Origin of the sequence: Pseudomonas sp. RGB, from assembly GCF_007713445.1 — a bacterium.
Classification (GTDB): Bacteria; Pseudomonadota; Gammaproteobacteria; order Pseudomonadales; family Pseudomonadaceae; genus Aquipseudomonas.
In genome coordinates this window covers 242,895-267,508 of the sequence record NZ_VMSH01000003.1, presented here as the reverse complement: position 1 = coordinate 267,508, position 24,614 = coordinate 242,895, and the positions used below count along the sequence as shown (strand labels likewise).

General features: G+C 62.2%; 19 protein-coding genes. 1 reads left to right on the top strand and 18 read right to left on the bottom strand.

Annotation, left to right across the window (positions count from 1 at the left end; genetic code table 11):
- Positions 1 to 141: 141 nt before the first annotated feature.
- The 13 genes from choX to hutC form a co-directional block, all read right to left on the bottom strand.
- Positions 142 to 1,077 carry a choline ABC transporter substrate-binding protein gene (choX, locus tag FPT15_RS08280; protein WP_145159933.1) on the bottom strand — a complete coding sequence of 312 codons (936 nt, stop codon included), beginning with the start codon at positions 1,075 to 1,077 and terminating at the stop codon, positions 142 to 144.
- A gap of 241 nt (positions 1,078 to 1,318) precedes the next feature.
- Positions 1,319 to 2,119: an N-formylglutamate deformylase gene (gene hutG / locus FPT15_RS08275; protein WP_145159931.1), complete on the bottom strand. Its 801-nt coding sequence runs from the start codon at positions 2,117 to 2,119 to the stop codon at positions 1,319 to 1,321.
- An 11-nt stretch (positions 2,120 to 2,130) separates the two neighbouring features.
- Positions 2,131 to 3,336: an imidazolonepropionase gene (hutI, locus tag FPT15_RS08270; protein ID WP_145159929.1), complete on the bottom strand. Its 1,206-nt coding sequence runs from the start codon at positions 3,334 to 3,336 to the stop codon at positions 2,131 to 2,133.
- A 15-nt stretch (positions 3,337 to 3,351) separates the two neighbouring features.
- Positions 3,352 to 4,761, bottom strand: a complete 1,410-nt coding sequence (locus tag FPT15_RS08265; protein WP_145159927.1) for an amino acid permease — start codon at positions 4,759 to 4,761, stop codon at positions 3,352 to 3,354.
- A gap of 161 nt (positions 4,762 to 4,922) precedes the next feature.
- The gene (gene hutH / locus FPT15_RS08260) at positions 4,923 to 6,461 is read right to left on the bottom strand and encodes a histidine ammonia-lyase (protein WP_145159925.1); all 1,539 of its coding nucleotides are present in this window, start codon (positions 6,459 to 6,461) and stop codon (positions 4,923 to 4,925) included.
- 40 nt (positions 6,462 to 6,501) lie between these two features.
- The gene (gene hutH, locus FPT15_RS08255) at positions 6,502 to 8,025 is read right to left on the bottom strand and encodes a histidine ammonia-lyase (RefSeq protein ID WP_145159923.1); all 1,524 of its coding nucleotides are present in this window, start codon (positions 8,023 to 8,025) and stop codon (positions 6,502 to 6,504) included.
- 143 nt (positions 8,026 to 8,168) lie between these two features.
- Positions 8,169 to 8,993 (bottom strand): glycine betaine/L-proline ABC transporter ATP-binding protein, encoded by an 825-nt coding sequence (locus FPT15_RS08250; RefSeq protein ID WP_106577492.1) that lies wholly within the window; start codon positions 8,991 to 8,993, stop codon positions 8,169 to 8,171.
- Entirely contained in the window at positions 8,990 to 9,841 is an 852-nt protein-coding gene (locus FPT15_RS08245; RefSeq protein WP_145159921.1) for a proline/glycine betaine ABC transporter permease, read from the bottom strand. The genes FPT15_RS08250 and FPT15_RS08245 overlap by 4 nt, the downstream gene beginning before the upstream one ends.
- A 72-nt stretch (positions 9,842 to 9,913) precedes the next feature.
- Positions 9,914 to 10,879, bottom strand: a complete 966-nt coding sequence (locus FPT15_RS08240) for an ABC transporter substrate-binding protein (protein WP_145159920.1) — start codon at positions 10,877 to 10,879, stop codon at positions 9,914 to 9,916.
- A 69-nt stretch (positions 10,880 to 10,948) separates the two neighbouring features.
- Positions 10,949 to 12,406, bottom strand: coding sequence for a cytosine permease (locus tag FPT15_RS08235; RefSeq protein ID WP_145159918.1), 1,458 nt, complete (start codon positions 12,404 to 12,406; stop codon positions 10,949 to 10,951).
- Between the two features lie 143 nt (positions 12,407 to 12,549).
- Positions 12,550 to 14,220, bottom strand: a complete 1,671-nt coding sequence (hutU, locus tag FPT15_RS08230; RefSeq protein ID WP_094949334.1) for a urocanate hydratase — start codon at positions 14,218 to 14,220, stop codon at positions 12,550 to 12,552.
- A 403-nt stretch (positions 14,221 to 14,623) separates the two neighbouring features.
- A complete protein-coding gene (locus FPT15_RS08225) occupies positions 14,624 to 15,184 on the bottom strand; it encodes a HutD family protein (protein ID WP_145159916.1) in 561 nt (186 codons plus the stop codon).
- The gene (gene hutC / locus FPT15_RS08220) at positions 15,181 to 15,891 is read right to left on the bottom strand and encodes a histidine utilization repressor (protein WP_232000148.1); all 711 of its coding nucleotides are present in this window, start codon (positions 15,889 to 15,891) and stop codon (positions 15,181 to 15,183) included. The genes FPT15_RS08225 and hutC overlap by 4 nt, the downstream gene beginning before the upstream one ends.
- Before the next feature lie 147 nt (positions 15,892 to 16,038).
- Between hutC and FPT15_RS08215 the strand changes: the two genes are divergently transcribed.
- The gene (locus FPT15_RS08215) at positions 16,039 to 17,403 is read left to right on the top strand and encodes a formimidoylglutamate deiminase (RefSeq protein ID WP_145159914.1); all 1,365 of its coding nucleotides are present in this window, start codon (positions 16,039 to 16,041) and stop codon (positions 17,401 to 17,403) included.
- A gap of 127 nt (positions 17,404 to 17,530) precedes the next feature.
- On the opposite strand, the gene FPT15_RS08210 is transcribed toward FPT15_RS08215, so the two are convergent.
- The 5 genes from FPT15_RS08210 to FPT15_RS08190 form a co-directional block, all read right to left on the bottom strand.
- Positions 17,531 to 18,100 (bottom strand): lipocalin family protein, encoded by a 570-nt coding sequence (locus FPT15_RS08210; RefSeq protein ID WP_145159912.1) that lies wholly within the window; start codon positions 18,098 to 18,100, stop codon positions 17,531 to 17,533.
- A gap of 30 nt (positions 18,101 to 18,130) precedes the next feature.
- The gene (locus FPT15_RS08205) at positions 18,131 to 18,385 is read right to left on the bottom strand and encodes a hypothetical protein (RefSeq protein ID WP_017849914.1); all 255 of its coding nucleotides are present in this window, start codon (positions 18,383 to 18,385) and stop codon (positions 18,131 to 18,133) included.
- Positions 18,386 to 18,561: 176 nt separating this feature from the next.
- Positions 18,562 to 19,572 (bottom strand): class 1 fructose-bisphosphatase, encoded by a 1,011-nt coding sequence (locus FPT15_RS08200; RefSeq protein WP_053253909.1) that lies wholly within the window; start codon positions 19,570 to 19,572, stop codon positions 18,562 to 18,564.
- A 96-nt stretch (positions 19,573 to 19,668) separates the two neighbouring features.
- Positions 19,669 to 21,012 (bottom strand): DUF3999 domain-containing protein, encoded by a 1,344-nt coding sequence (locus tag FPT15_RS08195; protein ID WP_145160399.1) that lies wholly within the window; start codon positions 21,010 to 21,012, stop codon positions 19,669 to 19,671.
- Positions 21,012 to 24,530 (bottom strand): DUF2339 domain-containing protein, encoded by a 3,519-nt coding sequence (locus tag FPT15_RS08190; protein ID WP_145159910.1) that lies wholly within the window; start codon positions 24,528 to 24,530, stop codon positions 21,012 to 21,014. The genes FPT15_RS08195 and FPT15_RS08190 overlap by 1 nt, the downstream gene beginning before the upstream one ends.
- Positions 24,531 to 24,614: the final 84 nt, after the last annotated feature.

Sequence of the window (24,614 nt, the reverse complement as noted above, 5' to 3'; positions counted from 1 at the left end):
AATCGCTGTAGATCAAGTGTGGGAGCTGGCTTGCCTGCGATAGCGGTGTGTCAGCCACTTGTGAATGACCTGATATGCCGCCATCGCGGGCAAGCCCGCTCCCACATTTGCCCTGTGTTGTTTGAGCTACCGTGCGTTGGCTTAGGGTTTGAGGCTGGACTGGACGGCCGCGACGCCATCGCCGCCATCAAACGCTGTCACCCCAGCCAGCCAGCGCTGCAAATCCTCGGGGTGCTCGCGCAGCCATTGCTTGGCGACGTCCTGCGGCGATTGGCGCTCCATGATCGGCACCATCAACTGGCTTTCCTGCGCGGCGGTGAAGGTCAGGTTTGTCAGCAGCCGGTTGGCGTTGGGGCAACGCTCGGCGAAATCCGGCGCGGTCACGGTGGACACCGTGGCCCGACCTTCGTCAGCGCCAAACACATCTTCGCTGCCGGTGAGGTAAGCCATTTTCATGTTGATGTTCATCGGGTGCGGGGTCCAACCGACAAACACGACAAACTCCTTGCGGTTCACCGCACGCTGCACGGCCGCGAGCATGCCCGCTTCACCGGAGGCAACCAGCTTGAAGCCGCCCAGGCCAAAGTGGTTGGTGTCGATCATTTTCTGGATATCGGTATTCGCGCCACTGCCAGGCTCGATGCCGTAGATCTTGGCGCCCAGCTTGTCCTTGAAGCGCGCAATGTCGGCAAAGGTTTTCAGCCCGGCGTCGGCCACGTATTGCGGCACCGCCAGAGTGGCCTGGGCGTCAGACAGGCTGGGCGTGTCGAAGACCTTGACCTGCTTGGCGGCCAGGAACGGCGCGATGTTGTTGTCCATCGCCGGTTTCCAGTAGCCGAGGAAGATATCCAGGCGCTTGTCGCGGATGCCGGCAAAGATGATCTGTTGCACGGCGCTGGTCTGTTTGCTGTCGTAGCCCAAGCCATTGAGCAGCACGTCAGCCATGCCGGAGGTGGCGACCACGTCGGTCCAGCTGACCACGCCCATGCGTATGGCTTTGCAGGATGCAGGTTCTGCGGCCATGGCGTTGGCGCTGATCAAAGCGGCGGCGGTGAGGATCAACAACAGTCTTTTCATGGATGAGGTCTCACTCGGCAGCTTTATTGTGGGAGTGGCGTCTGGCGCGCCCTACCCACAACCTTACCCAGCGGGACCTCTGTTAACACGACCTGTGGCGACCGGCAGTTGCACTGGGGCGACTGTGAGGGCCTCTTCGCGAGCAAGCCCGCTCCCACATTGGGACCGCGTTCTCATGTTGGAACTCGGCCAAATGTGGGAGCGGGCTTGCTCGCGAAAGCTATTTCAGCAGTACCAAAAATTACCGGTAGTGCTTCTGCCCCCAGGCCAACAACCCTTCCAGCAACTGCTTCAACACCACCCGTGTCGGCTCGGCCAAATCCGGCCGATAACGAAACGGCTCAAACTCCTCCATATAAGCGCTCTGGCACAACTCCAACTGCACCGCGTGAATATCCTGCGCCGGGTCGCCGTAATGGCGAGTGATATGCCCGCCCTTGAAGCGCCCGTTAAGCACATGGGTGTACTGCGAATGCTGAGCGCAGATGCTTTCCAACTGGCTGGCCAGTTCCGGGTCACACGCCGCGCCGTTGAAAGTGCCGAGGTTGAAGTCCGGCAGCTTGCCTTCAAACAGGTGCGGGATCACCGAGCGGATCGAGTGCGCATCAAACAGCAGCGCGTAGCCGAACTCGGCCTTGAGCCGCACCAGTTCCTCTTGCAGGGCGCGGTGGTACGGCCCCCAAATCTTCTGCAGGTAAGTGGCGCGCTCCTCGGCGGAAGGCTCCAGGCCTTCGCGAAATAACGGCACGCCGTCGAACAATGTCGCCGGGTACAGCCCCGTAGTGGCGCCGACATACAGCGGCTTGTCGTCCGATGGCCGGTTCAGGTCGATCACAAACCGCGAGTACTCTGCCGACAAGGTGCTGGCGCCCAGGTCTTCGGCAAAGTCATACAGCGTGGGAATGTGCCAGTCGGTGTCCGGCAGGCTGTGTGCCTCGGGGATCAGCCCGGCTTGCACCGCAGGCGTCAGGCGCAGGCCCGCGTGGGGCATGCTGATCAGCAGCGGCACTCGGCCTTGTTTGAAGTTCAGAACCTTATCCACAGCAGTGCTCCTTAAACAGTGACATCGACGCCGTGGCGCACCACGCGTTTATCCAGTTCGCCGCCCAGCCAGTAGGCCAGGTCGGCGGGGCGATCAATCTGCCAGGCGACAAAGTCGGCGACCTTGCCCACTTCCAGCGAGCCGTGGGTGTCGCCCATACCCAGCGCGGTAGCCGCGTGTTGCGTGGCGCCGGCCAGGGCTTCTTCCGGGGTCATGCGGAACAGCGTGCAGGCCATGTTCAGCATCAGGCGCACCGACAGCGCCGGCGAGGTGCCGGGGTTGAGGTCGCTGGCGATGGCAATCTTCACGCCGTGCTTGCGCAGCGCATCCATCGGCGGCAGCTGGGTTTCACGCAGAAAGTAGAACGCGCCCGGCAGCAACACGGCGACAGTGCCCGACGCGGCCATGGCGATGGCGTCGTCCTCGGTCATGAATTCCAGATGGTCCGCCGACAGCGCGTGGTAACGCGCGGCCAGGCTTGAGCCATGCAACGAAGAGAGTTGCTCGGCGTGCAGCTTCACCGGCAGGCCAAGTTGCTGGGCGACCTTGAACACGCGCTCAACCTGTTCCGGGGAAAACGCCAGGTATTCGCAGAAGGCGTCCACCGCGTCCACCAGCCCTTCGGCCGCCAGGGCCGGCAGCATCTCGTGGCAGATGTGGTCGATGTAATCGTCGGCACGGTCCTTGTACTCCGGCGGCAATGCGTGCGCTGCCAGGCACGTGGCGCGCACGCTGACCGGCAGCGCTTCGCCGAGGCGACGGATGACCCGCAGCAGTTTGCGCTCGCTGGCCAGGTCCAGGCCGTAGCCGGACTTGATCTCCACCGTGGTCACGCCGTCACGCAGCAAACTGCGCAGGCGCTTGTGCGCGCTGGCAAACAGCTCATCTTCAGTGGCCGCGCGGGTGGCGCGCACGGTGCTGGCAATACCGCCTCCCTTGGCCGCGATGTCGGCGTAGCTCACGCCTTCAAGGCGCTGCTCGAATTCGCCGCTGCGATTGCCGCCGAACACCGTGTGGGTGTGGCAGTCGATCAGCCCGGGGGTGACCCACGCGCCTTGCAGGTCATGCACCTGGGCGTAATCCGCCGTCGGCGCCTGGCTGCGGGGGCCAATCCACTCGATGAGCGAATTGGCAGTGACCATGGCGGCATCCTCGATGATCGAGTATTTGCCGTCTGCCATGGTTGCGACGTGGCAGTGTTGCCAAAGCGTTTTCATCAACGCCTCCCTAAGTTAACGATGAGACAAAGCCGGGTCGTAATGAACCTTGGCCGCTTGCCCGGCAGCGGGTTTGACCCACAGCAGGTAAGCGACGACGAGCAGCACAATCCACACGGCGCCGACCAGCAAAGCGGCCTGGGTGTCCGGGAAGTAACCCAGCACGCCAAACACGAACAGCATGAACACGATCGCCGCTGCGGGCGCATAGGGCCAGAACGGCACCGGGAATTTCAGCGCGGCGACCTGCTCCCTGGTCATCGAGCGGCGCATCGCGACCTGAGTGAACAGAATCATCAGCCACACCCACACAGTGGCGAAGGTGGCAATCGAGGCGATCACCAGGAACACGTTCTCCGGGATCAGGTAATTGAGCACCACGCCGCCGAGCAACGCCGCGCCCATCACCACCACGGTCATCCACGGCACGCCCTGTTTGGACAACTGCGCAAAGCCCTTGGGCGCCTGCCCTTGCTGGGCCAGGCCGTACATCATGCGGCCGGCGCCAAAGATGTCGCTGTTGATGGCCGAGACGGCCGCCGAGATCACCACGATGTTAAGAATGGTCGCCGCCGAGCCGATGCCGAGGTTGCTGAAGATCTGCACGAACGGGCTGCCCTGGCTGCCGATCTGCGGCCACGGGTAGATCGCCATCAACACGAACAGCGTCAGCACGTAGAACAACAGGATGCGCAACGGCACTGCGTTGATCGCCTTGGGGATCACGCGTTGCGGGTCCTTGGCTTCACCGGCGGTGATGCCGATGATTTCGATGCCGCCGAACGCAAACATCACCACCGCGAACGAGGCGATCAGGCCGCCAACGCCGTTGGGCATGAAGCCGCCATGGGCCCACAGGTTGCTGATGCCGCTGGCCTGGGTATCGCCGGCCGAATGAATGCCGAACAGCATGATGCCGAAACCGCCGAGAATCATCGCCACAATGGCGCCGACCTTGAGCAGCGACAGCCAGAACTCCATCTCGCCAAACACTTTGACGTTGCACAGGTTCAGGCCGCCGATCAAAAACACAATGCCGAGCACCCACACCCAGCGCGCGACCTCGGGAAACCAAAAGCCCATGTAGATGCCGAACGCGGTGACGTCGGCGAGGCAGACGATGATCATTTCAAACGCATAGGTCCAGCCGAGGATAAACCCGGCCATCGGGCCCAGGTAGGTGCTGGCGTACTGGCCGAAGGAGCCTGCAACCGGATTGTGCACAGCCATCTCGCCGAGGGCGCGCATCACCATGAATACGGCGGCGCCGCCGATCAGGTAGGCGAGCAGCACGGCGGGGCCGGCCATCTGAATGGCGGAGGCAGAGCCATAGAAGAGCCCGGTGCCGATCGCGGAACCGAGTGCCATGAAGCGAATATGTCGGGCATTCAGCCCGCGTTTCAAACCCTTTTCTTGCTGGTGCATTTCTCTTCCCTAGTTATTGTTATCCCGAGAAAATTCAAATCGGCGAATGCTCAACCTGTGGGCGCTGGCTTGCTGCGATGGCGGTATGTCAGTCACACATGTTTCAACTGACAGATAGCTATCGCAGGCAAGCCAGCGCCCACAGTTGGACAGCGGCGAGCTTAGAGGCTCGGCAGCAACTTGGCCGGCACCAGCTCATTCAGGCAGCGGCTGGCGAGCAGTTCGCTGGCGGCATTGATGTCCGGGGCGAAGAAGCGGTCCTTGTCGTAGAAGCCGACCTTGGCGCGCAGGATGCCACGGGCTTTTTCCAGCTTCGGCGAGGTTTTCAAACCGTCGCGCAGGTCCAGGCCCTGGCACGCCGCCAGCCATTCCACCGCCAGGATGCCACGGGTGTTCTCGGCCATTTCCCACAGGCGTTTGCCCGCAGCCGGGGCCATGGACACGTGGTCTTCCTGGTTCGCCGAAGTCGGCAGGCTATCCACGCTGTGCGGATGGGACAGCGCCTTGTTCTCGCTGGCGAGTGCAGCAGCAGTCACCTGGGCGATCATGAAGCCGGAGTTGACCCCGCCATTGCCCACCAGGAACGGCGGCAATTGCGACATGTGTTTGTCCATCATCAACGAGATACGGCGCTCGCTCAGGGAGCCGATTTCGGCGATGGCCAACGCCATGTTGTCAGCCGCCATGGCCACCGGTTCGGCGTGGAAGTTGCCGCCGGAAATCACGTCGCCTTCGGCAGCAAACACCAGCGGGTTATCCGACACGGCGTTGGCCTCTACCACCAGCACGTCGGCGGCCTGGCGGAACTGGGTCAGGCAGGCGCCCATGACTTGTGGCTGGCAGCGCAGGGAGTACGGGTCTTGCACCTTGTCGCAGTTCTGGTGCGACTGGGAGACCTGGCTGCTTTCACCGAGCAGGTCGCGATAGGCCGCAGCCGAATCGATCTGCCCACGTTGGCCACGTGCGGCGTGAATACGCGCGTCGAACGGCGAGCGCGAGCCGAGCACGGCTTCCACGGTCAGGCCGCCGCACGCGAGTGCAGCGGCGAACAAGTCTTCACCCTCGAACAGGCCGCGCAGCGCATAGGCGGTGGACACCTGGGTGCCATTGAGCAGGGCCAGGCCTTCTTTGGCGGCAAGGGTCAGCGGCGTCAGGCCTGCGACTTTCAGTGCCTCGGTGGCTTCCAGCCATTCGCCGTTGTAGCGCGCCTTGCCTTCGCCCAGCAGCACCAGCGACATGTGCGCCAACGGCGCCAGGTCGCCCGAAGCGCCGACCGAACCTTTGAGTGGGATGTGCGGGTACACCTCGGCGTTGACCAGTGCGATCAGTGCGTCGATCACCTGGCGGCGAATCCCGGAGAAACCACGGCTCAGGCTGTTGACCTTGAGCACCATGACCAACCGCACCAGCGCGTCGCTGATCGGCTCACCAACGCCGGCGGCGTGGGACAGCACCAGCGAACGCTGGAGGTTTTCCAGGTCTTCGCTGGCGATGCGGGTCGAGGCCAGCAGGCCGAAACCGGTGTTGATGCCATAGGCGGTGCGATTCTCGGCGAGAATCTGCTCCACGCAGGCAACACTGGCTTCGATCTGCGCCGTGGCGCTGTCATCCAGACTGAGGGTTACCGGCTGCTGGTAGATGGCCCGCAGTTGGGCAAGACTCAGTTGGCCTGGAATCAGATTTAGCGCAGTCACATTCATGCTCCTTTGAATTGTTCTTCTGAAATTTTTGAATAAGTAATCAGTGCAAATGGGGTAATACGTGGTGCAGCAAAGCGGTGTCCTTGAGCAACGCGGCGGCGCTGGCGATGTCCGGCGCCAGCCAGCGGTCTTGCTCGTAAGGTGGGACTTTTTCACGTAGCAGACGCCAGGCGCTGTCGGTGCCCGCGCCGAAACGCTGGTCCTTGAGAAACTCGAAAGCCTGGGCCGCCAGCAGGTACTCGATGGCGAGAATCTGGGTGACGTTGGCCAGCAACTGGTGCAGCTTGAGCGCGGCGTTGGTGCCCATGCTCAGGTGGTCTTCCTGCAGGCCGGAGGTGACGAAGTTGTCGAGCACCGCCGGTTGCGCCAGCTGGCGGTTTTGCCCGCACAGCGAAGCGGCGACGTATTGCACGATCATCATCCCGGAGTTGACGCCGGGGTTGCTGACCAGGAACGCCGGCAAGCCGCTGACGTGCGGGTTGATCAGGCGGTCCAGGCGGCGCTCGGCCACTGAGCCGATTTCGGCCATGGCGATGGCGAGCATGTCGGCCGCCAAGGCCACGGACTGCCCGTGCGGGTTGGCCTGGGACACTACGCGGTAGGCGTCTGGCGTGCCGAGCACCAGCGGGTTGTCGGTGGCGCTGTTGAGTTCGGTCTCGATCTGGCGCGTGGCGTGTTCAACCTGGTCGCGGGCGGCGCCGTGGATCTGCGGGATCGAGCGGATGCTCAAGGCGTCCTGGGTGCGAATGCCTTGGCTGCTGGCGATCACTTCACTGCCATCGAGCAGCGCGCGCAGGTTGATGCCGACGTGCTGCATGCCCGGGTGCGGCTTGAGGGCGATGATGGCTTCATCAAAGGCGTCGATCTGGCCGCGCTGGGCCTCGAAACTCATGGCGCCGATCACGTCGGCCCATTGCAGCAAATGATGTGCGTCGGCCAGGGCCAGGCAGCTAAGGCCGGTCATGCACGGCGTGCCATTGACCAGGCACAGGCCGTCTTTGGCGCCGAGTACCACAGGCTGCAAACCTTCTGCCTGTAACGCTTCTTGCGCTGTCACGATCTGACCGCGATAGCTCACCGTGCCGACACCGAGCAACGCCACGCCGACGTGGGCCATGTGAGTCAAGTAACCCACCGAACCCTGGGACGGCACTTGCGGCGTGATGCCGTGGTTGAGCAGCGCCAGCAGCGAATGCACCACCTGTGGGTGCAGGCCGGATTTGCCGTGGCTGTAGTTGATAATTGCCGCGCAAATAATCGCGCGGGTTTGCTCGTCACTCAGCACCGGGCCGACGCCGCAGGCGTGGCTCAGCAAGGTATTGCGCGACAGCTGGCTGAGTTGCTCGCCCTTGAGCGACACATTGCACAGCGCGCCCAGGCCGGTGTTCACGCCATAGGCGCGCTCGCCGCTGGTGACGATGCGCTGCACGATGGCCTGGGCATTGTCGATGCGCGCCCAGGCGTGGCCCGAGAGTTCGAGCTGCGCCCCAAAGCGGGCGACGGCGACCACGTCCTGCCAACGCAGGGGGGCGTCGGCGATGATGATTTTTGCTGCCTGGGACATCTTCATACCTTCTTCAATTCTTGTGCAGCCTTACCGGCCTCTTCGGGGGCAAGCCCCCTTCCACCTTTGAAGGTGTTCACAGTTCAACCTGTGGGAGGCGGCTTGCCCCCGATAGGGCCCGCAGCCTCACCACACAATCGGGCTCAGACCACCGCCGCCCGCCGCTGAACAAACCGGTCCACATACTCATCCGCCGGCGAATGCAGAATCTCGCGCGGCGTGCCGACCTGGATCAGCTTGCCGTCCTTGAGAATCGCAATGCGGTTGCCGATGCGCACGGCTTCGTCGAGGTCGTGGGTGATGAACACGATGGTTTTGTGCAGGGTCTTTTGCAGCTCGAGCAACTGGTCCTGCATCTCGGCGCGGATCAGCGGGTCGAGGGCGCTGAAGGCTTCGTCCATCAGGATGATGTCGGTGTCGGCTGCCAAGGCGCGGGCCAGGCCCACACGCTGGCGCATGCCGCCGGACAGCTGGTGCGGGTATTTGTTTTCGTAGCCTTTGAGGCCCACGGTTTCGATCCAGTGCAGCGCGCGCTCGGCGCACACCTGCTTGGTTTCGCCACGCACTTTCAGGCCGTAGGCGACGTTGTCGAGCACGCTCTTGTGGGGCAGCAGGCCGAAGCTCTGGAACACCATGCTGATCTTGTGCCGACGGAATTGGCGCAGGGCTTCCATGTCCAGTTGCAGGATGTCTTCGCCGTCCACCAGGATCGCGCCGCTGGTAGGGTCGATCAGGCGGTTGAAGTGGCGCACCAGCGTGGATTTGCCCGAGCCCGACAGGCCCATGATCACGAAGATCTCGCCGGTGCCGATGCTCAGGGACAAGTCGTTGACGCCGACCACGCAACCGGTCTCGGCCAGTACCTGATCCTTGGTCTTGCCCTGGCCCACCATGGCCAGGGCGTCCTTGGAACGGTTGCCGAAAATCTTGAAGACGTTTTTAACTTCAATTTTGCTGACAGTAGTCATTTGCTCGCCTCATGCCGTGGACGACCATAGGCCTGGGTAATGCGGTCGATGACCACTGCAAGAATCACAATCGCCAGCCCGGCTTCGAGGCCACGGCCGACGTTGAGGGTCTGGATGCCGACGAGCACGTCTTCACCCAAGCCACGCGCGCCGATCATCGAGGCGATGACCACCATCGACAACGCCATCATGGTGGTCTGGTTGATACCGGCCATGATGCTTGGCAGCGCCAGCGGCAGTTGCACGCCGAACAGTTGCTGCCAGCGGTTGGCACCGAAGGCGTTGATGGCTTCCATGACTTCGCCGTCGACTTGACGAATGCCCAGGTCGGTCAGGCGAATCAGCGGTGGCGCGGCGTAGATCACTGTGGCGAAAATCGCCGGCACCTTGCCCAGGCCGAACAGCATCAGCACCGGGATCAGGTACACGAAGCTCGGCATGGTTTGCATGATGTCCAGCAACGGCATCAGCACCGAGCGCAGGCGATTGCTGCGCGCCGACAAGATGCCCAGCGGAATGCCGATCAGCACCGAGATCACCGTGGCGACCATCATCAGCGCCAGCGTCTGCATCAGCTTGTCCCACAGGCCAACCGCGCCCACCAGGAACAGCAGGCCGACGATCACCGCCGTGGTCACCACCTTGCGGGTGGCATGCCAGGCGATGCCGCCGACGATGACCAGCATCAGCCACCAGGGCGCCGCGCGCAGCAACCCTTCCAGGTTGACGATGGCCCACAGCAGGGTGTCGGAGATGTGCCGGAACACATCGCCGTAGTTGGTGACCAGTGAGTCCACCCAACCGTTGACCCAGTCGGCGATGGAAAACGTAAAACTCTCAGGAAACATAGCGTGCTCTCGATCCAGTGGGTTGTGGCCGGGTGTCCGACGAGCCCCTCAGGGTAGTCGGACACGCTTGACCTACAAGGCCGCGTCGATTTTCTTGGCTGCGTCGTCGCTCACCCATGCGTGCCAGACTTCAGGATGTTCCTTGAGGAAAATTTTCGCCAGTTTTGGCGACTCAATTCGCTCTTTGGCCATGCGACCCAGGTTCTGGTTGAGCAAATCGATCGGCAGGTTGACCTTCTCCAGCACAGCCACCAGCTCTGGCGCTTGCTCGTGGAAGGTCTTGGACAAGCCGACCTTGATGCTCACGCTTTTATCCACACCGGGCTTTTCTTCGAGCTTGACCAGGTCGACCTGGCCCATCAGCGGCGTCGGCGACCAGTAGTAGAACAGGATCGGCTCGCCACGCTTGTAGCTCGACAGCACCGCCGCATCCAGCGCCGGGCCGGTGCCTGGGCGGAAGTTGGTGTAGGTGCTTTCCAGGCCGTAGCTTTTGAGCATTTCGCTGTTGTCCAGCTCACAGGTCCAGCCGGCCGGGCAGTTGTAGAAACGGCCTTTGGAAGGCTCTTCCGGGTCCTTGAACACCGAGGCGTATTTGGCCAGGTCAGCGATGTTTTTCAGGTCTGGCGCCTTGGGTTCCAACTTGCGCTTGGCGTCGCCTTCAATCACGTAGCGCGGCACGTACCAGCCTTCGACGGCACCGACAACGGGCGCGCCGACGCCGACGACTTTGCCGGCCTTCTCGGCCTTGTTCCAGACTTCGCTGCGGCCGACCCACTCTTCGGCAAACACTTGGATGTCGTTGCTGCTCAGGGCGTTTTCCATGGTGATGGAGTTACCCGGCAGGCTGTCGGTTTTGCAGTCGTAGCCTTTTTCCAGCACGGTTTGCAGGATGTCGGTGAGCAACATGCCGCTTTCCCAGTTCAGGCCTGCGAACTTCACCGGCTTACCGGATTCGCACCAACCGGCCGCCTGTGCGCCAGCGGAGGCGAGCAAGCCTGCAGAGAGCAGCGTGGCCAGCAGGGTCTTATTCATTTTCATTGTTGTGACGCTCCCAATCTTGAAATGGATTACGGCAGTCAGTAGGCATCCTGCCCTGTCCACGTCCCATCAGGCTTGTGCGGCCAGCCCGTTTGTCGTTGGTATAGCGCCCTGCTCTACCGGCAGGATCAGGTGTTCAGGAATTGCGCTGTGCCACTTTTTCGCGGCCCAGTAATACAGCGCGGCGGGCACCACCAGGCCGATGATCCAGGAGATATCGGTGTCGCCGAGGCTGGCGACCAGTGGGCCGGTGTAGAAATGCGTGGAGATGAACGGCATCTGGATCAGCACGCCCAGCACGTAGATGCTGATGCCCATCCAGTTCCAGCGGCCGTAGCGACCATTGGGGTTGGACAGCGCCGGAATGTCGTAGCGCTCTTTGGTGATGCAGTAGAAGTCCACCAGGTTGATCGCGCTCCACGGCGTGAAAAACGCCAGCAGAAACAGGATGAACGCGGAGAAATCCTTGAGGAACGAGTCCTTGCCCAGCAACGCCAGCGCGGCGGCAATCGACACCATCAGGAAGATGTACAGCAGGCGTACCGCACTCGAAATGTGCCGGCTGCCACGAAAGCCGCTGATGATGGTGGCGATGGACATGAAGCTGCCGTAGGCATTGAGCGTGGTCACCGTGACCTTGCCGAAGGCGATGCTGAAATACAGCAGCGCCGCGACAATGCCGGTGCCGCCCAGGCCGACGATAAACGACACTTCGTGGTGGGCGAATTGCGCACCGGCCAGGGCCGCCGCGAACACTCCGAACACCATCGACGCCTGCGCCCCGATCACCGAACCCAGGCCAACCGCCCAGAAGGTTTTCGACGCCTGCGTGCTGCGCGGCAAGTAGCGGGAGTAGTCCGCCACATACGGGCCGAACGCGATCTGCCAGGACGCCGACAACGAAATCGCCAACAGAAAACTGCTCAGCGAAAAATGCTTGTTGCCCAGCAGCGCACCGACATCGTTACCGGCGAGCAATTTGTAGAACAGGTAGATGAAGGCAACCACGCCAAGCACGCTGGCGACGCGACCAATACCGTGGATCACGCGGTAACCGAAGACGGTGAACACCATGATCAGCCCGGCGAACAGCACGATGCCGACCCAGTCTTCCACGTGCAGCAGCTGCGCCACCGCCTGCCCCGCCAGCAGCGAGCCGCTGGCCGAAAAACCGATGTACATCAGGCACACCAGCACCAGCGGGATCACCGCGCCATACACGCCAAACTGCACGCGGCTGGAAATCATCTGCGGCAAGCCCAGTTGCGGGCCTTGCGCCGCATGCAGCGCCATCACGCCGCCGCCCAGCAGTTGGCCGATCAACAGACCGATCAACGACCAGAACACATCACCGCCCAGCACAACGGCCAAGGCCCCGGTGACAATCGCAGTGATCTGCAGGTTGGCACCCAGCCACAGGGTGAACTGACTCAATAGACGACCGTGTCTTTCCGCTTCCGGGATGTAGTCGATCGAACGCCTTTCGATCAACGGGGTGGTGCTTGCACGTGCGTCATTTGCAGCCATGTGTGTTCAACCTCTGATGGATTGTTTTTACTTGCAACGCAGATCAAATGTGGGAGCGGGCTTGCTCGCGAAAGCGGTGGGTCAGCTAACGATTACGGTGACTGGCACACCGCATTCGCGAGCAAGCCCGCTCCCACATTGAGTTACTTGATCATCGGCAGATTGAGGCCCTGTTCCTTGGCGCAGTCGATGGCGATCTGGTAACCGGCATCGGCGTGACGCATCACCCCGGTGGCCGGGTCGTTGTGCAGCACGCGGGCAATGCGCTCCGCCGCTTCGTCGGTGCCGTCGCAGACGATCACCATGCCCGAATGCTGCGAGAAGCCCATGCCCACGCCGCCGCCGTGGTGCAGCGACACCCAGGTTGCGCCGCTGGCGGTGTTGAGCAAGGCGTTGAGCAGTGGCCAGTCGGACACGGCGTCGGAACCGTCCTGCATGGCTTCGGTTTCGCGGTTCGGGCTGGCAACCGAGCCAGAGTCGAGGTGGTCACGGCCGATCACCACCGGCGCAGACAGCTCGCCGCTGCGCACCATTTCGTTGAACGCCAGGCCCAGCTTGGCGCGCTGGCCCAGGCCAACCCAGCAGATACGTGCCGGCAGGCCCTGGAAGCTGATGCGCTCGCGGGCCATGTCCAGCCAGTTGTGCAGGTGGGCGTCGTCGGGGATCAGCTCTTTGACTTTGGCGTCGGTCTTGTAGATGTCCTGCGGGTCGCCGGACAGTGCAGCCCAACGGAACGGGCCAATGCCACGGCAGAACAGTGGGCGGATGTAGGCCGGCACGAAGCCTGGGAAAGCGAAGGCATCTTCCACGCCTTCTTCCTGAGCCATCTGGCGGATGTTGTTGCCGTAGTCGAAGGTCGGGATGCCTTGCTTCTGGAACTCGAGCATGGCTTTGACGTGCACGGCCATCGACTGCTTGGCGGCCTTGATTACAGCAGCTGGTTCGGTCTTGGCGCGGGCGCGGTATTCGTCCCAGGTCCAGCCGGCCGGCAGGTAGCCGTTGAGCGGGTCGTGGGCGCTGGTCTGGTCGGTGACCATGTCCGGGCGCACGCCGCGCTTGACCAGTTCCGGCAGGATTTCCGCCGCGTTACCCAGCAAGGCGATGGAGATGGCCTTGCCTTCCTTGGTGTATTTGGCGATGCGGGCCAGGGCGTCGTCGAGGTCGGTGGCTTGCTCGTCGACATAGCGGCTGCTCAGGCGGAAGTCGATGCTGACCTGCTGGCACTCGATGTTCAGCGAGCAGGCGCCAGCCAGGGTTGCCGCCAACGGCTGCGCGCCGCCCATGCCGCCGAGGCCGGCGGTGAGGACCCAGCGGCCGGTCAGGTCGCTGTTGTAATGCTGACGACCGGCTTCGACGAAGGTTTCGTAAGTGCCTTGGACGATGCCCTGGCTGCCGATGTAGATCCAGCTGCCGGCGGTCATCTGGCCGTACATGGCCAGGCCCTTGGCATCCAGCTCGTTAAAGTGTTCCCAACTGGCCCAGTGCGGCACCAGGTTGGAGTTGGCGATCAGCACGCGCGGCGCGTTGCTGTGGGTCTTGAACACGCCGACCGGCTTGCCGGATTGCACCAGCAGGGTCTCGTCGTCATTCAGGTTGGTGAGGCTTTCGACGATCTGGTCGTAGCACTCCCAGTTGCGCGCTGCACGGCCGATACCGCCGTACACCACCAATTCTTTCGGGTTCTCGGCCACTTGCGGGTCGAGGTTGTTCATCAGCATGCGCAGCGGCGCTTCAGTCAGCCAGCTTTTGGCGGTGAGCTTGTTACCGCGAGCGGCACGGATTTCGACGTCACGGTACTTTGTAGGCTTGGTCACAACAGACTCCTCGGCGATCGATGCGCGAACATTGATGGTGCGAAGGAGAGTCTTACGCACACATCTTTACTTGTACATACAAGCATATGCAATCAAGCGGCCAACTTTGCGGGTGAGTTGTTGGGAATTTTTTGGAAGGCGCGTGTAAGCCTTGAAAATTAAGGCTTGGAGGTTTGGTGAAATTTCTTACAGAGGCGTTTTTTTGCGAGGGAGATTGCTCACAACAACGCGGTATTGCGCCACGTTGGGGCGTTCGGTAACAAATTGGTGCGGGACTGGAAACAGATTCTGTGAGCGCCACAGAAGCAAATGTGGGAGGGGGCTTGCCCCCGATTGCGGTGTATCAGCCAGCCCATCGGGTACTGATACACCCTAATCGGAGGCAAGCCCCCTCCCACATTTTTTAACCGCGTGCGGTCAGTTCGATAATGCAGCAGCGGCCACTGACCGAGAGGTCCAACAGACCAGTGTTACCGTCCACCTGCAGACAATCGTGATGCCCCAGCTTCTGGTCCAGCACCTTCACTTCATCCGCCACGCTGAACACCAGTACCGTCTGCGCCGTCGTGAAAAACCGCTGCACGCCATCAATCCACTGAAAGCGCGCCTGATAACGCTGCGGCGAATAAATCAGGTTGAAATCGCGGATCGGCCCGGTGATCAAGCGGCACGAAACCTCGCTTTCACCGCTGAACGCAAAGGGCTGCAGCGGCAACAAACCACGCTGCTCTTCGCCATCCACGGTCAGGACCATGCCTGCACCCTTGATCACAGTGATCACGCGCTGGTAGCCGGCGAAGGTGGAAAACCCACCCGACTCGGCGATATCGGCGATCGACAGACGCCAGCCGAAGCCATCCAGGCCGGTGCCGGCGTCACGGGTAATTTCTTCGGTGCTGCCGCCGCCGTTTTTCCACGGCATGCGGATGTAATCGGTGGCGCGCCAGACTTTCACTGCACTCATTTACTGAAACGTCCTTCCAGGCTATGACGGGAACCGGGGTGGATCAAACGCGCGGCGGTCACCGGCTGGCGACCGGACCAGGTACGCCGGCGAATCAACAGGCACGGCTCGCTCGGCTCGATCTGCAGCAGCTTGCACTCCTCGGCATCGGCGAGGATCGCTTCAACCACGTGCTCGCCTTCGGTCAGCGGTGCAACCTGGTTGAGGTAGGCATATGGCGTTTGCTGGGTGAAGTCCTGCTGCAAGTAATCCGGCGCGACCAGGGCATTGACGAAACGGTCTTCGATTTGCACCGGAATGTCGTTTTCGAAGTGCACGATCAGCGAGTGGAACACCCGCCCGCCTTCGCGCATTTCCAGGGCGACGGCGCGCTCGGAGCCTGCGGCCTCTTCGCACAAATGGATGACCTGGCAGGTATGCCGATGGCCGCGTGAGGCGATCTCATCGGCGATGTTGTGCACTTCAAACAGCGCCGACTGGCTCTTGGGCTCGGCGACAAACGTGCCGACGCCTTGCATGCGCACCAGCAACCCTTCGGCGGTGAGTTCGCGCAGGGCGCGGTTGATGGTCATGCGGCTGAAGCCCAGCTGGCTGACCAGCTCGCTCTCGGACGGCACGCGGTAATGCGGCGGCCAGTTGCCGTTGAGGATCTGCTGGCTGATCATCTGTTTGACGCGGGCATACAAGGGCGCCGGACTTTCGTCCATGTGGGCAGCCAGCGAAGACTTGGCAGGCGGAGTCGGCACAGGGAATCCTTGCAGGGGGAAAAGATGCATAGATTGCCGGAGTTTACCGAGCAGGCAAACGTCTGTATATGTATATACAAATAAACACACGACCGGGGTGCCTTGATCATGTCCGCTTTCTTTGCCGAACGCGCGCTGCTGCCTAATGGATGGGCCAACGATGTACGCTTTGAAGTCAGCGCCGATGGCGTGCTGACCCACGTTGAGCCCAACGCCAGTGCAGACGGCGCCGAACGGTTAAGAGGCCCGGTGTTGGCGGGCATGCCGAACCTGCATTCGCATGCATTCCAGCGCGCCATGGCGGGCCTGGCGGAAGTGGCCGGCAACCCGAATGACAGCTTCTGGACCTGGCGCGATCTGATGTACCGCATGGTCGGCAAGATCAACCCGGACCAACTCCAGATCATCGCGCGCCAGCTGTATATCGAGATGCTCAAGGCTGGTTACACCTCGGTGGCCGAATTTCACTACGTGCATCACGACGTCAGCGGCCAGCCGTATGCCGACCGCACGGAGCTGTCGCGGCAGATCAGCCAGGCGGCCGCCAGCAGCGGGATTGGCCTGACGCTGGTGCCGGTGCTCTACAGCCATTCCGGGTTTGGCGGCCAGGCGCCGAATGAAGGCCAGCGGCGGTTTATCAACAGCACCGAGAACTACCTGGACCTGCAAGCGCGCTTGAAGCCAATCCTCGCCGCGCAACCGGCGCAGCAGTTGGGCCTGTGCTTCCACTCTCTGCGCGCCGTCACGCCGCAACAAATCAATGACGTCCTGGCTGCCAGCGACAAGACGTGCCCGGTGCATATCCACATCGCCGAGCAGCAAAAAGAAGTCGATGACTGCCTGGCCTGGAGCGGCAAGCGCCCGTTGCAATGGCTGTATGACAACGTTGAGGTGGATGAACGCTGGTGCCTGGTGCACGCCACGCATGCTGATGCCGACGAAGTGGCGCGCATGGCCAAGAGCCGCGCGATTGCCGGTCTGTGCCTGACCACCGAAGCCAACCTGGGCGACGGGATTTTCCCCGCAGTCGATTTCCTCGCTCAAGGCGGGCGCATGGGAATCGGTTCCGACAGCCATGTGTCGTTGAGCGTGGTGGAAGAATTACGTTGGCTGGAATACGGCCAGCGCCTGCGCGATCAACGGCGCAACCGCTTGTACCGCAGTGATCAACCGATGGTCGGCCGCACGCTGTTTGATGCCGCGCTGGACGGCGGCGCCCAGGCGCTGGGCCAGCCGATTGGTCGGTTGGAAGTGGGTAAACGCGCGGATTGGATAGTGCTGGACGGCAGCGATCCGTACCTGGCAACGGCAACCGAGGACGGGATTCTCAATCGCTGGCTGTTCGCCGGCGGTGATCGGCAAGTGCGCGATGTGCTGGTCAACGGCAAGTGGGTGGTGCGCGATGGCCGCCATGCCGGTGAAGAAGAGAGCAGCCGGGCATTCACGCAGGTATTGAGGGACTTGCTCGGCTAACCAACAACCCATAACAAATGTGAGAGCTGGCTTGCCTGCGATGCAGACACCTCGGTGTATCAGTTACACCGGGGTGATGCTATCGCAGGCAAACCAGCTCCCACATTAGATTGAGGGTGACCTCAGATTACTGCGAGGTTTTGGCCATCTGCTTGTCCGACGTACGCCAGATCAATCGCGTGGTGTCATACCCTTGCTGGCGCGCCCTGCTCAGCAGGTCTTCGCGGGTGTCGGCATTCACCGTCGGCGTACGTGACAATATCCACATGTAACGCCGGCTTGGGCTGCCGACGATGGCGGTCTTGTAGTCATCGCTGACATACAGCACCCAGTAATCGCCCTTGGCGACGCCCGGCAGCAGCGCCGTGAACCAGTTATTGAATTCCACCCAAAGCTTGTCGGTCTTGCCTGGCACTTGCGGCGTGGCCGTGCCCTTGGCTTCTTCCCACTTCCATTCAGGCGTCAGGCAGCGGTTGAACACCGACATGTCGCCATCGGGCAGCAGCGTGTAGCGGGCTTCGGACTGCGCGCAGTTGCGCTGGAAGTACATGGGCAATCGGGCCAACTCATACCAGGTGCCCTGGTAACGCTTGAGGTTGACGTTGCTTGCTGTCTTGGGTTGCAGATCATCGCCAGAATGGCTGGCGCAGCCTGCCAAAAACAGGCTGGCACAAAGGCAAAAAACAAAACGCATCATTCTTCTTCTCCCGCAGGCTCGCGCCCCGGTTTACTTCAGGCCTTGCCCGGAAAACATCAAAACTTTGTCACCGGCATATTGAACGCTGATAAAGCTGTTTTTATCGCCCCAGGTGCAACTGGACATGCCCAGTGCGCCAGAACAATCGGTCGGTTTGCCCAGCAGCGACTCCACCTCAGCCTTGGCCATGCCAGCCGACAACTTCGCGTAATTTTCTTGGTTGACCTTGCTGCAAGCGGCCAATAGCACGCAAAAAGCCAGCAGGGCGAGACGGCGTAACGACATGGAAAAACTCCTGGAGGGACGAAGCAGCTTGGGTATCTGCCAGAAGCTTAGAAGGGAAAAGAGGTGTCTGGTTCCCGATGAGCAAAAACAAAAAAGCCCCGAAAACGCTGAAACGTTTCGGGGCTTTTTCAACAGTGAACAGCCTCACAACATCGCGGATAAGTTATCGCCGCGTCTTACTTCTTGTGGTAACCGGTCACGCGCTCAACTTCTTCTTTGGAGCCCAGGAACACCGCCACGCGCTGGTGCAGGCCTTCGGGCTGGATGTCGAGGATGCGCTGGTGGCCGTCGGTGGACGCGCCGCCCGCTTGCTCAACCAGGAAGGACATCGGGTTGGCTTCGTACATCAAACGCAGCTTGCCAGGCTTGGACGGCTCACGGCTGTCACGCGGGTACATGAACAAGCCACCACGGGTCAGGATACGGTGCACGTCAGCCACCATCGCGGCGACCCAGCGCATGTTGAAGTTCTTCTTCAGCGGGCCTTCCTCACCTGCCATCAACTCGCCGACGTAGCGAGTCACCGGCTCTTCCCAGTGACGCTGGTTGGACATGTTGATCGCGAATTCCTGGGTAGAGGCAGGAATAGTGATGTCTTCGTGAGTCAGCACGAAGCTGCCCATTTCGCGGTCCAGCGTGAAGCCTTTGACGCCGTCGCCCAGGGTCAGCACCAGCATGGTCTGTGGGCCGTAGATCGCGTAGCCGGCAGCCACTTGCTCAGTGCCTGGCTGCAGGAAGGCCTTTTCGTTCAGGGCTTCGTTCTGGCTCAGGTATTCGTTCGGGCAACGCAGTACCGAGAAGATGGTGCCGACCGGCGCGTTGATGTCGATGTTGGACGAACCGTCCAGTGGGTCGAACACCAGCAGGTAGGCGCCTTTCGGGTATTTGCCCGGGATCTGGTAGGCATTGTCCATTTCTTCGGACGCCATGCCGGCCAGGTGACCACCCCATTCGTTGGCTTCGAGCAGGATCTCGTTGGAGATCACGTCGAGCTTCTTCTGCACTTCGCCTTGGACGTTTTCAGTGCCCATGCTGCCCAGAACACCACCCAGTGCGCCTTTGGACACGGCGTGGCTGATTTCCTTGCAAGCACGCGCCACCACTTCGATAAGGAAGCGCAGATCGGCAGGCGTGTTGTTGCTGCGGGTCTGCTCGATCAAATAGCGACTCAGGGTAACGCGGGACATGTAAGGCTCCGGAGAATGGGGGGCTTAAAAACCCGCGCAGTTTAACGCGAGTCGAGGGTTATTTCCTCTAATCAGAGGATTTAACGCCAATAGAGTTCACGGTTTGGCCGCAGGCGCACGCAACAAACTGTAGGCCATCGCCCCCAGCGCCGCCACACCCAACAGGAGCACGGCCCACAGGCCGAGTTTCTTCCAGTCGGTGCCCACTTCGGGCAATGCGGCAACGCTGGCGCTTTTAACCACAGCGTCACCGCTGACCCTGGCCTGGCCCAGCGTCTTGAGGCGCTCGGCGCTGTAGTCGGGAATCAAGGTCGACAAGGGCAGGTTTGCCGCCTTGACCGCGCCATTGCCCAACGCCAGGGTAAACGGCGGCTCACCCCGCGCCAGAAATACCAACTGCGTGGCGCGCACGGCAAAACGCAGGGCTGGCGCCTCAACGCCCAGGCCACCGCCGCGCTCATCCACCTGCAATTTAAGCTCGCCGACAGCCACTCCCGGCAGTTGCAACTCATCCTGCACCACGTCCTGGCCATTCTGGGTCAAGCGGTACAACACGCCATTGCTCAGCGGCTGCCAGGCTTGATTGGCGTCACGGCGCCCCGCCAAGGTGACGGGCGCCAGGGTGTTCGGCTGCTTGAGCTCGATGCGCAGACGCTCGACATGCAGCCCCGTCGGCAACTGCCAGCTGTACTCCCCCGCCTTGAGCCGCGCACCCGACAATGGCTGCGACCACACCAATGGCATCGGCAGGCTGCTGCTGGTGGCGCTCACCAGCTTGGCCGAGGTCAGCGTGGGGGCGACCTGGCCCTGCCATACCAGGCGCAGGTAACGCGCCGGTTGCCCCGGCAAACTCACCTCGTGTTGCTCGACACGCTCGTCGGCAAACGACAGGCGTGCCACCTGGCCATCGCCCCACGACTCCCAGTGCTGCAAGTCGTCGCTGGCCTCAATGCTGAAACGCTGGAAGCCGTCCTGTTCGTGGCTCCAGTCCAGGCTCAGTTGCTGCAACGGCGCCTTGATCGCACTGGCGTCCAGCACCCAGCCGCGCAGCACTTGCTTGCCCGCCTTGGACGGGCGCACTTCGAGCAGCGTGCCTTCGGCCGTGGATTTCATCACCACATCCGGCACGCTTTCGCGCGTGTCGGCGGCGTACAGCGGGAACCACTTCACGTCGGTCACAGTGCGGCTTTCGGTGCGTTGCGCAGATTGGCGTGACAGCGCGTAGGCCTGAGGCTCACCGGCAGCGTTGAACACGCGCACATCGCCGAGATCCGCCTGACGCGCGCTCAGTTGCACAGACAGCGGCAACTCCAGGCGATACCAAGGGCCGCTGCCACTCACCGCCAGCGGCACTTGCGTGGTGAAGTCGGCAGGCGTTTCCTGCGCCCACACCGACGACGTCATACACACGCCCACCGCGATCACGCTCAACTTACCGATCAAGAGGATGCTCCTTCAGTTTCCAACACAGGTTCGGCACGCTTGGGCGGCAGCGGCGCAAAGTAACCCACCACCAGCAGCAACCCACCCACGCCGATAAACGACACGATCCGCGCCAGCCCGCCACGGTTGCTCAGCTCGACGAAGAACAGCTTGGCGACCACCACCGCAATCAGCGCCGCGCCGATCAACCACACTTCGCGGCGATGGCGCAGATGGCCGCCGATCATCAGCCCGAGGGCGATCAGGGTCCAGACAATCGACAGGCCGGCCTGAACCAGCATCGACTCCAGCAAAGCCTCCGGATGGAACGGCACGCCTGCCCAATGGTGGGCAGCGCGCATCACCAGGGCCGTGAAAAAGGCAAACAGCGAAACACCCGCGACACCTTGGGCGATCAGCTCGGCACGTGGACCGCGCTGCGGCGCTACGCTGCGCGACCACAGGTAAATACCCAGCAACGCGAACAGCAGGCCCAGGTCCAGGGGGCTGAGCAGCGGCACATACGGCAGCGGTTTGGCCGTACCGTCGCTGAAGATATTGGCCAACCAGAACCAGCCGAGCATCAACCCCGCCAGCGGCAACGCGGCGAGCACACGGTATTCACGCGGATACGCCGACACCGGCCACGGCCAGCGGCGTGGCGCAGCCGCCAACACCAAGTACAGACTTGGCAGGATCGCCCAACCCAGCCAGCGCCAGGCGTTGTATTCGCTCGACAGCAGCAACAGGCCGTAACGCAGTTCCAGCGCCAGCACGCCGATCAGCATCCAGCAGCCGAGTACGTGAGCGATGCTCAGCACGTTGCTCGGCACCACCGCCGCCAAACGCCGTAGGGCGATGAAGTGCACAACGAACACCGCCAACCATGCCAGCCAGCCGTACTGCGCCGCCGGGTGGTAATAATCATCGGCGGAGGCCAGCAACACCACACCCGCCGCCGGCATCAGCAAGGTGCAAAGCATGCCCAGCGACGCCCAGCGCAAACGTTCGGCCAGCAGCGCCCAGATCGCCACGCTCACCGCCGCGATGCCGAGCAAAAATGGCCCTTGCAGCGCCTGCGGGATAAACCGCAACACTTCACCGATCAGCGCCAGCGTCCACCAGGCTGCGCCCCACACCAGCAGCAGGTCAGACAGGCGTTGCAGTTTCAACACGGCAAACACCGGCGCATGCGGCTCACGCTGCAAGCGCCAGGCGCCGACCAAGGCAGCCAGGCCCAACACCATTGGCGTCCAGAAACCGCTGTGCGCCAAGGGGTGCAAGCCTTCGCTGCTCAACGGCCCAAGCAGCTGTGGCACCGCCAACAGGAACGAAGCGCCGCCGATCAGTTGCAGCAGCAACCCAAACACAAAACTCACGCGTTGTTGCAGGTACAGGCTCAGCCAGATAATCAGCAAACCGCTGGCTGCCCACACGCCGCTGGCGCTTTCCCACGGCAGCACGAACAGCACCGCGAGGTTGATCAGGACCAGACCGGCTAGCAGCACCACTGACAGACCGCGCAGCAGGCCTACGTCGCTGCGCACCTTGTCGTCGCGCGCGGCCAGCAGCATGCCGCCAATCAACGCCAGACCGATCAGCGAGGCGGTCAACAAACCGCTCCAGCCCGCACTGAATACCGCCGCGCCGTCACCGCCCTGCAAGCGCAACAGGAACAACGCGCCACCGAGCAATTGCACGCCAAACGCGGTGAACAGGAAGGTGCGCGAGCCGATGCGCAGGCCGACAAACAACGTCACAAGACCCGCGATTGCCCAACTGATGGCGGTGCCTTGGGTCAGCAGCAGCAACGGTGCAAGCAGGTACAAAAAGCTCAGGCCCAGGCTCGCCAGCACGGGCAGGCCTTTGCGCTCCCAGTGCGCCGCCTGCTCGGTCGACGCCTTGCGCAACTGATCGAAGCTAAACAGCAGCGCAGCACCCAGCAACAGCGCGCCCAATGGCGCACCGTCGAGCAAGGTCAGTTCGCCTACGCGCAGTTCGCTGAGGAACGCCAGCGCCGAGCCCAATTGCAGCAACAGGCCGAACGCGCGCGCCAGTGGCCGCTGCTGACGCAAGCCGAGCCAGAAAATCCCCGCGCCCTCCACCGCCCACGCCGCAGCCGTCCAGCGTGCGTCGAGGCCCAGCGGAATCGCCAAACTGGCAAAGATCACGCCCAGTGCCAGGCAGGTTTCCGCCAGCAACAACGCCCGCCCGCCACGCAGCCATTGCGCCAGCCCCATGTAGAGAATGCCAAGGCCCAGCGCACTGAATGCGGCGGCAAATTCCAGGTGCTGCACCAGCGCGAACTGCAAACCAAAGCCCACCAACGGTGGGCCGAACAGCATGCTGCCGTCGACGTAATCACCCTTGGCCGCCGACCAGCGCAGCAGCGCACCCCGACTGTCGTCTTCGGGTGCGTCGCTCATCTCAAGCAGTTTGCGCCGGGCGAACAACAGGCCGATGACCAGGTACATCAGGAAAAACACAATCAGAAACGGCTCGGTGCTCCACAGCAGCTCCGGTGTGTAGGAACGCATGCCCCAAGCGAAACCAATACCGAAGGTGCCGACAAAACCGATCAGGTTAAGCAAGCGCCAGGCCTTGAACCAGGCGATGGCGAGGATGCCGGCGTTGAGCAATGCGAAGTAGCTGAACAACGCCACGTGGTTGCCGGCGCCGGTTGACGTGAGAATCGGCGCGGCAAAGCCACCCAACGCCGCTGCGCACGCGAGGCCGAGGGCATCCTGAGTGATCGCCAGGATTGCCGAGAACACCGTGACCGCCACCAGCAGGCCCAGCGCGGCGCCCGGGTCGATCAACGGGTGCAAACGCATCGCGGCGAACACCGTCAGGTACAACACGGCGATGCCGGTGCCTTGCAGCATCAGCCCGTAATTGCTGTTACGCAGCCGCAACCACCACCCCAGGCCCAACAGGCCGATGGCGGCAGCGGCAACCCCGGCGTAACGCAACTCGATCGGCACCACCACGCCTTCGGTGGCATAGCGCAGCAAAAAGGCCAGGCCCAGGAACAACAGCACCACGCCGACGCGCAGCACGGTGTTACCGCCAAACAGCCAATTGCGTGCGCCACTGATGGCGCGCTCGATCAGGTTGGGGCCGCGGGCAATAGCAGGCTCTTTAGGTTCTGGCGTCGGCGCTGGGGCCCAGACGTGATCCGGCAGCGGCTGGCTCGCCTCGGCAACCACGGCGACAGGCGCCAGTTCGGCGGGCAGCTCCCAGACAAGTTCGGGCTTTGCAACGACAGCAGGAGGTTCAGGCACGGAGGGTTCGACAATCACGCTGTTCGTCGGCGCGGGCACCTCCAGTTGCCGCAGGCGCTCACCCAGCGCAATCAGCGCCTTTTGCGTGGTTTCCAACTGACGCGCCTGCTGGTCCGCTTGCGCCGACAGCTTCGCCAGGCGAATGGCCTGACCAATGCCCAAGCCCAGCAGCGCACCGATACCCGCATCACTGAACGACTCATCGAGTGTCCAGCCGAGCACCAGGCCAATCAGCATGAAAATCCATTGCATGGTTGATATCCCTAAGCAGCCCGAGGCGGGCAAACCGGGGCCTAGTATATCGACGCGGGGCCAATGTGGGAGGGGGCTTGCCCC

Excerpts from the sequence above, each read along its gene's own strand:
- choX (WP_145159933.1), bottom strand. The coding sequence starts at position 1,077 with ATGAAAAGACTGTTGTTGATCCTCACCGCCGCCGCTTTGATCAGCGCC.
- hutI (WP_145159929.1), bottom strand. The coding sequence starts at position 3,336 with ATGAAAACGCTTTGGCAACACTGCCACGTCGCAACCATGGCAGACGGC.
- FPT15_RS08265 (WP_145159927.1), bottom strand. The coding sequence starts at position 4,761 with ATGCACCAGCAAGAAAAGGGTTTGAAACGCGGGCTGAATGCCCGACAT.
- hutH (WP_145159925.1), bottom strand. The coding sequence starts at position 6,461 with ATGAATGTGACTGCGCTAAATCTGATTCCAGGCCAACTGAGTCTTGCC.
- hutH (WP_145159923.1), bottom strand. The coding sequence starts at position 8,025 with ATGTCCCAGGCAGCAAAAATCATCATCGCCGACGCCCCCCTGCGTTGG.
- FPT15_RS08250 (WP_106577492.1), bottom strand. The coding sequence starts at position 8,993 with ATGACTACTGTCAGCAAAATTGAAGTTAAAAACGTCTTCAAGATTTTC.
- FPT15_RS08245 (WP_145159921.1), bottom strand. The coding sequence starts at position 9,841 with ATGTTTCCTGAGAGTTTTACGTTTTCCATCGCCGACTGGGTCAACGGT.
- FPT15_RS08240 (WP_145159920.1), bottom strand. The coding sequence starts at position 10,879 with ATGAAAATGAATAAGACCCTGCTGGCCACGCTGCTCTCTGCAGGCTTG.
- FPT15_RS08235 (WP_145159918.1), bottom strand. The coding sequence starts at position 12,406 with ATGGCTGCAAATGACGCACGTGCAAGCACCACCCCGTTGATCGAAAGG.
- FPT15_RS08225 (WP_145159916.1), bottom strand. The coding sequence starts at position 15,184 with ATGAGTGCAGTGAAAGTCTGGCGCGCCACCGATTACATCCGCATGCCG.
- hutC (WP_232000148.1), bottom strand. The coding sequence starts at position 15,891 with ATGGACGAAAGTCCGGCGCCCTTGTATGCCCGCGTCAAACAGATGATC.
- FPT15_RS08215 (WP_145159914.1), top strand. The coding sequence starts at position 16,039 with ATGTCCGCTTTCTTTGCCGAACGCGCGCTGCTGCCTAATGGATGGGCC.
- FPT15_RS08210 (WP_145159912.1), bottom strand. The coding sequence starts at position 18,100 with ATGATGCGTTTTGTTTTTTGCCTTTGTGCCAGCCTGTTTTTGGCAGGC.
- FPT15_RS08205 (WP_017849914.1), bottom strand. The coding sequence starts at position 18,385 with ATGTCGTTACGCCGTCTCGCCCTGCTGGCTTTTTGCGTGCTATTGGCC.
- FPT15_RS08200 (WP_053253909.1), bottom strand. The coding sequence starts at position 19,572 with ATGTCCCGCGTTACCCTGAGTCGCTATTTGATCGAGCAGACCCGCAGC.
- FPT15_RS08190 (WP_145159910.1), bottom strand. The coding sequence starts at position 24,530 with ATGCAATGGATTTTCATGCTGATTGGCCTGGTGCTCGGCTGGACACTC.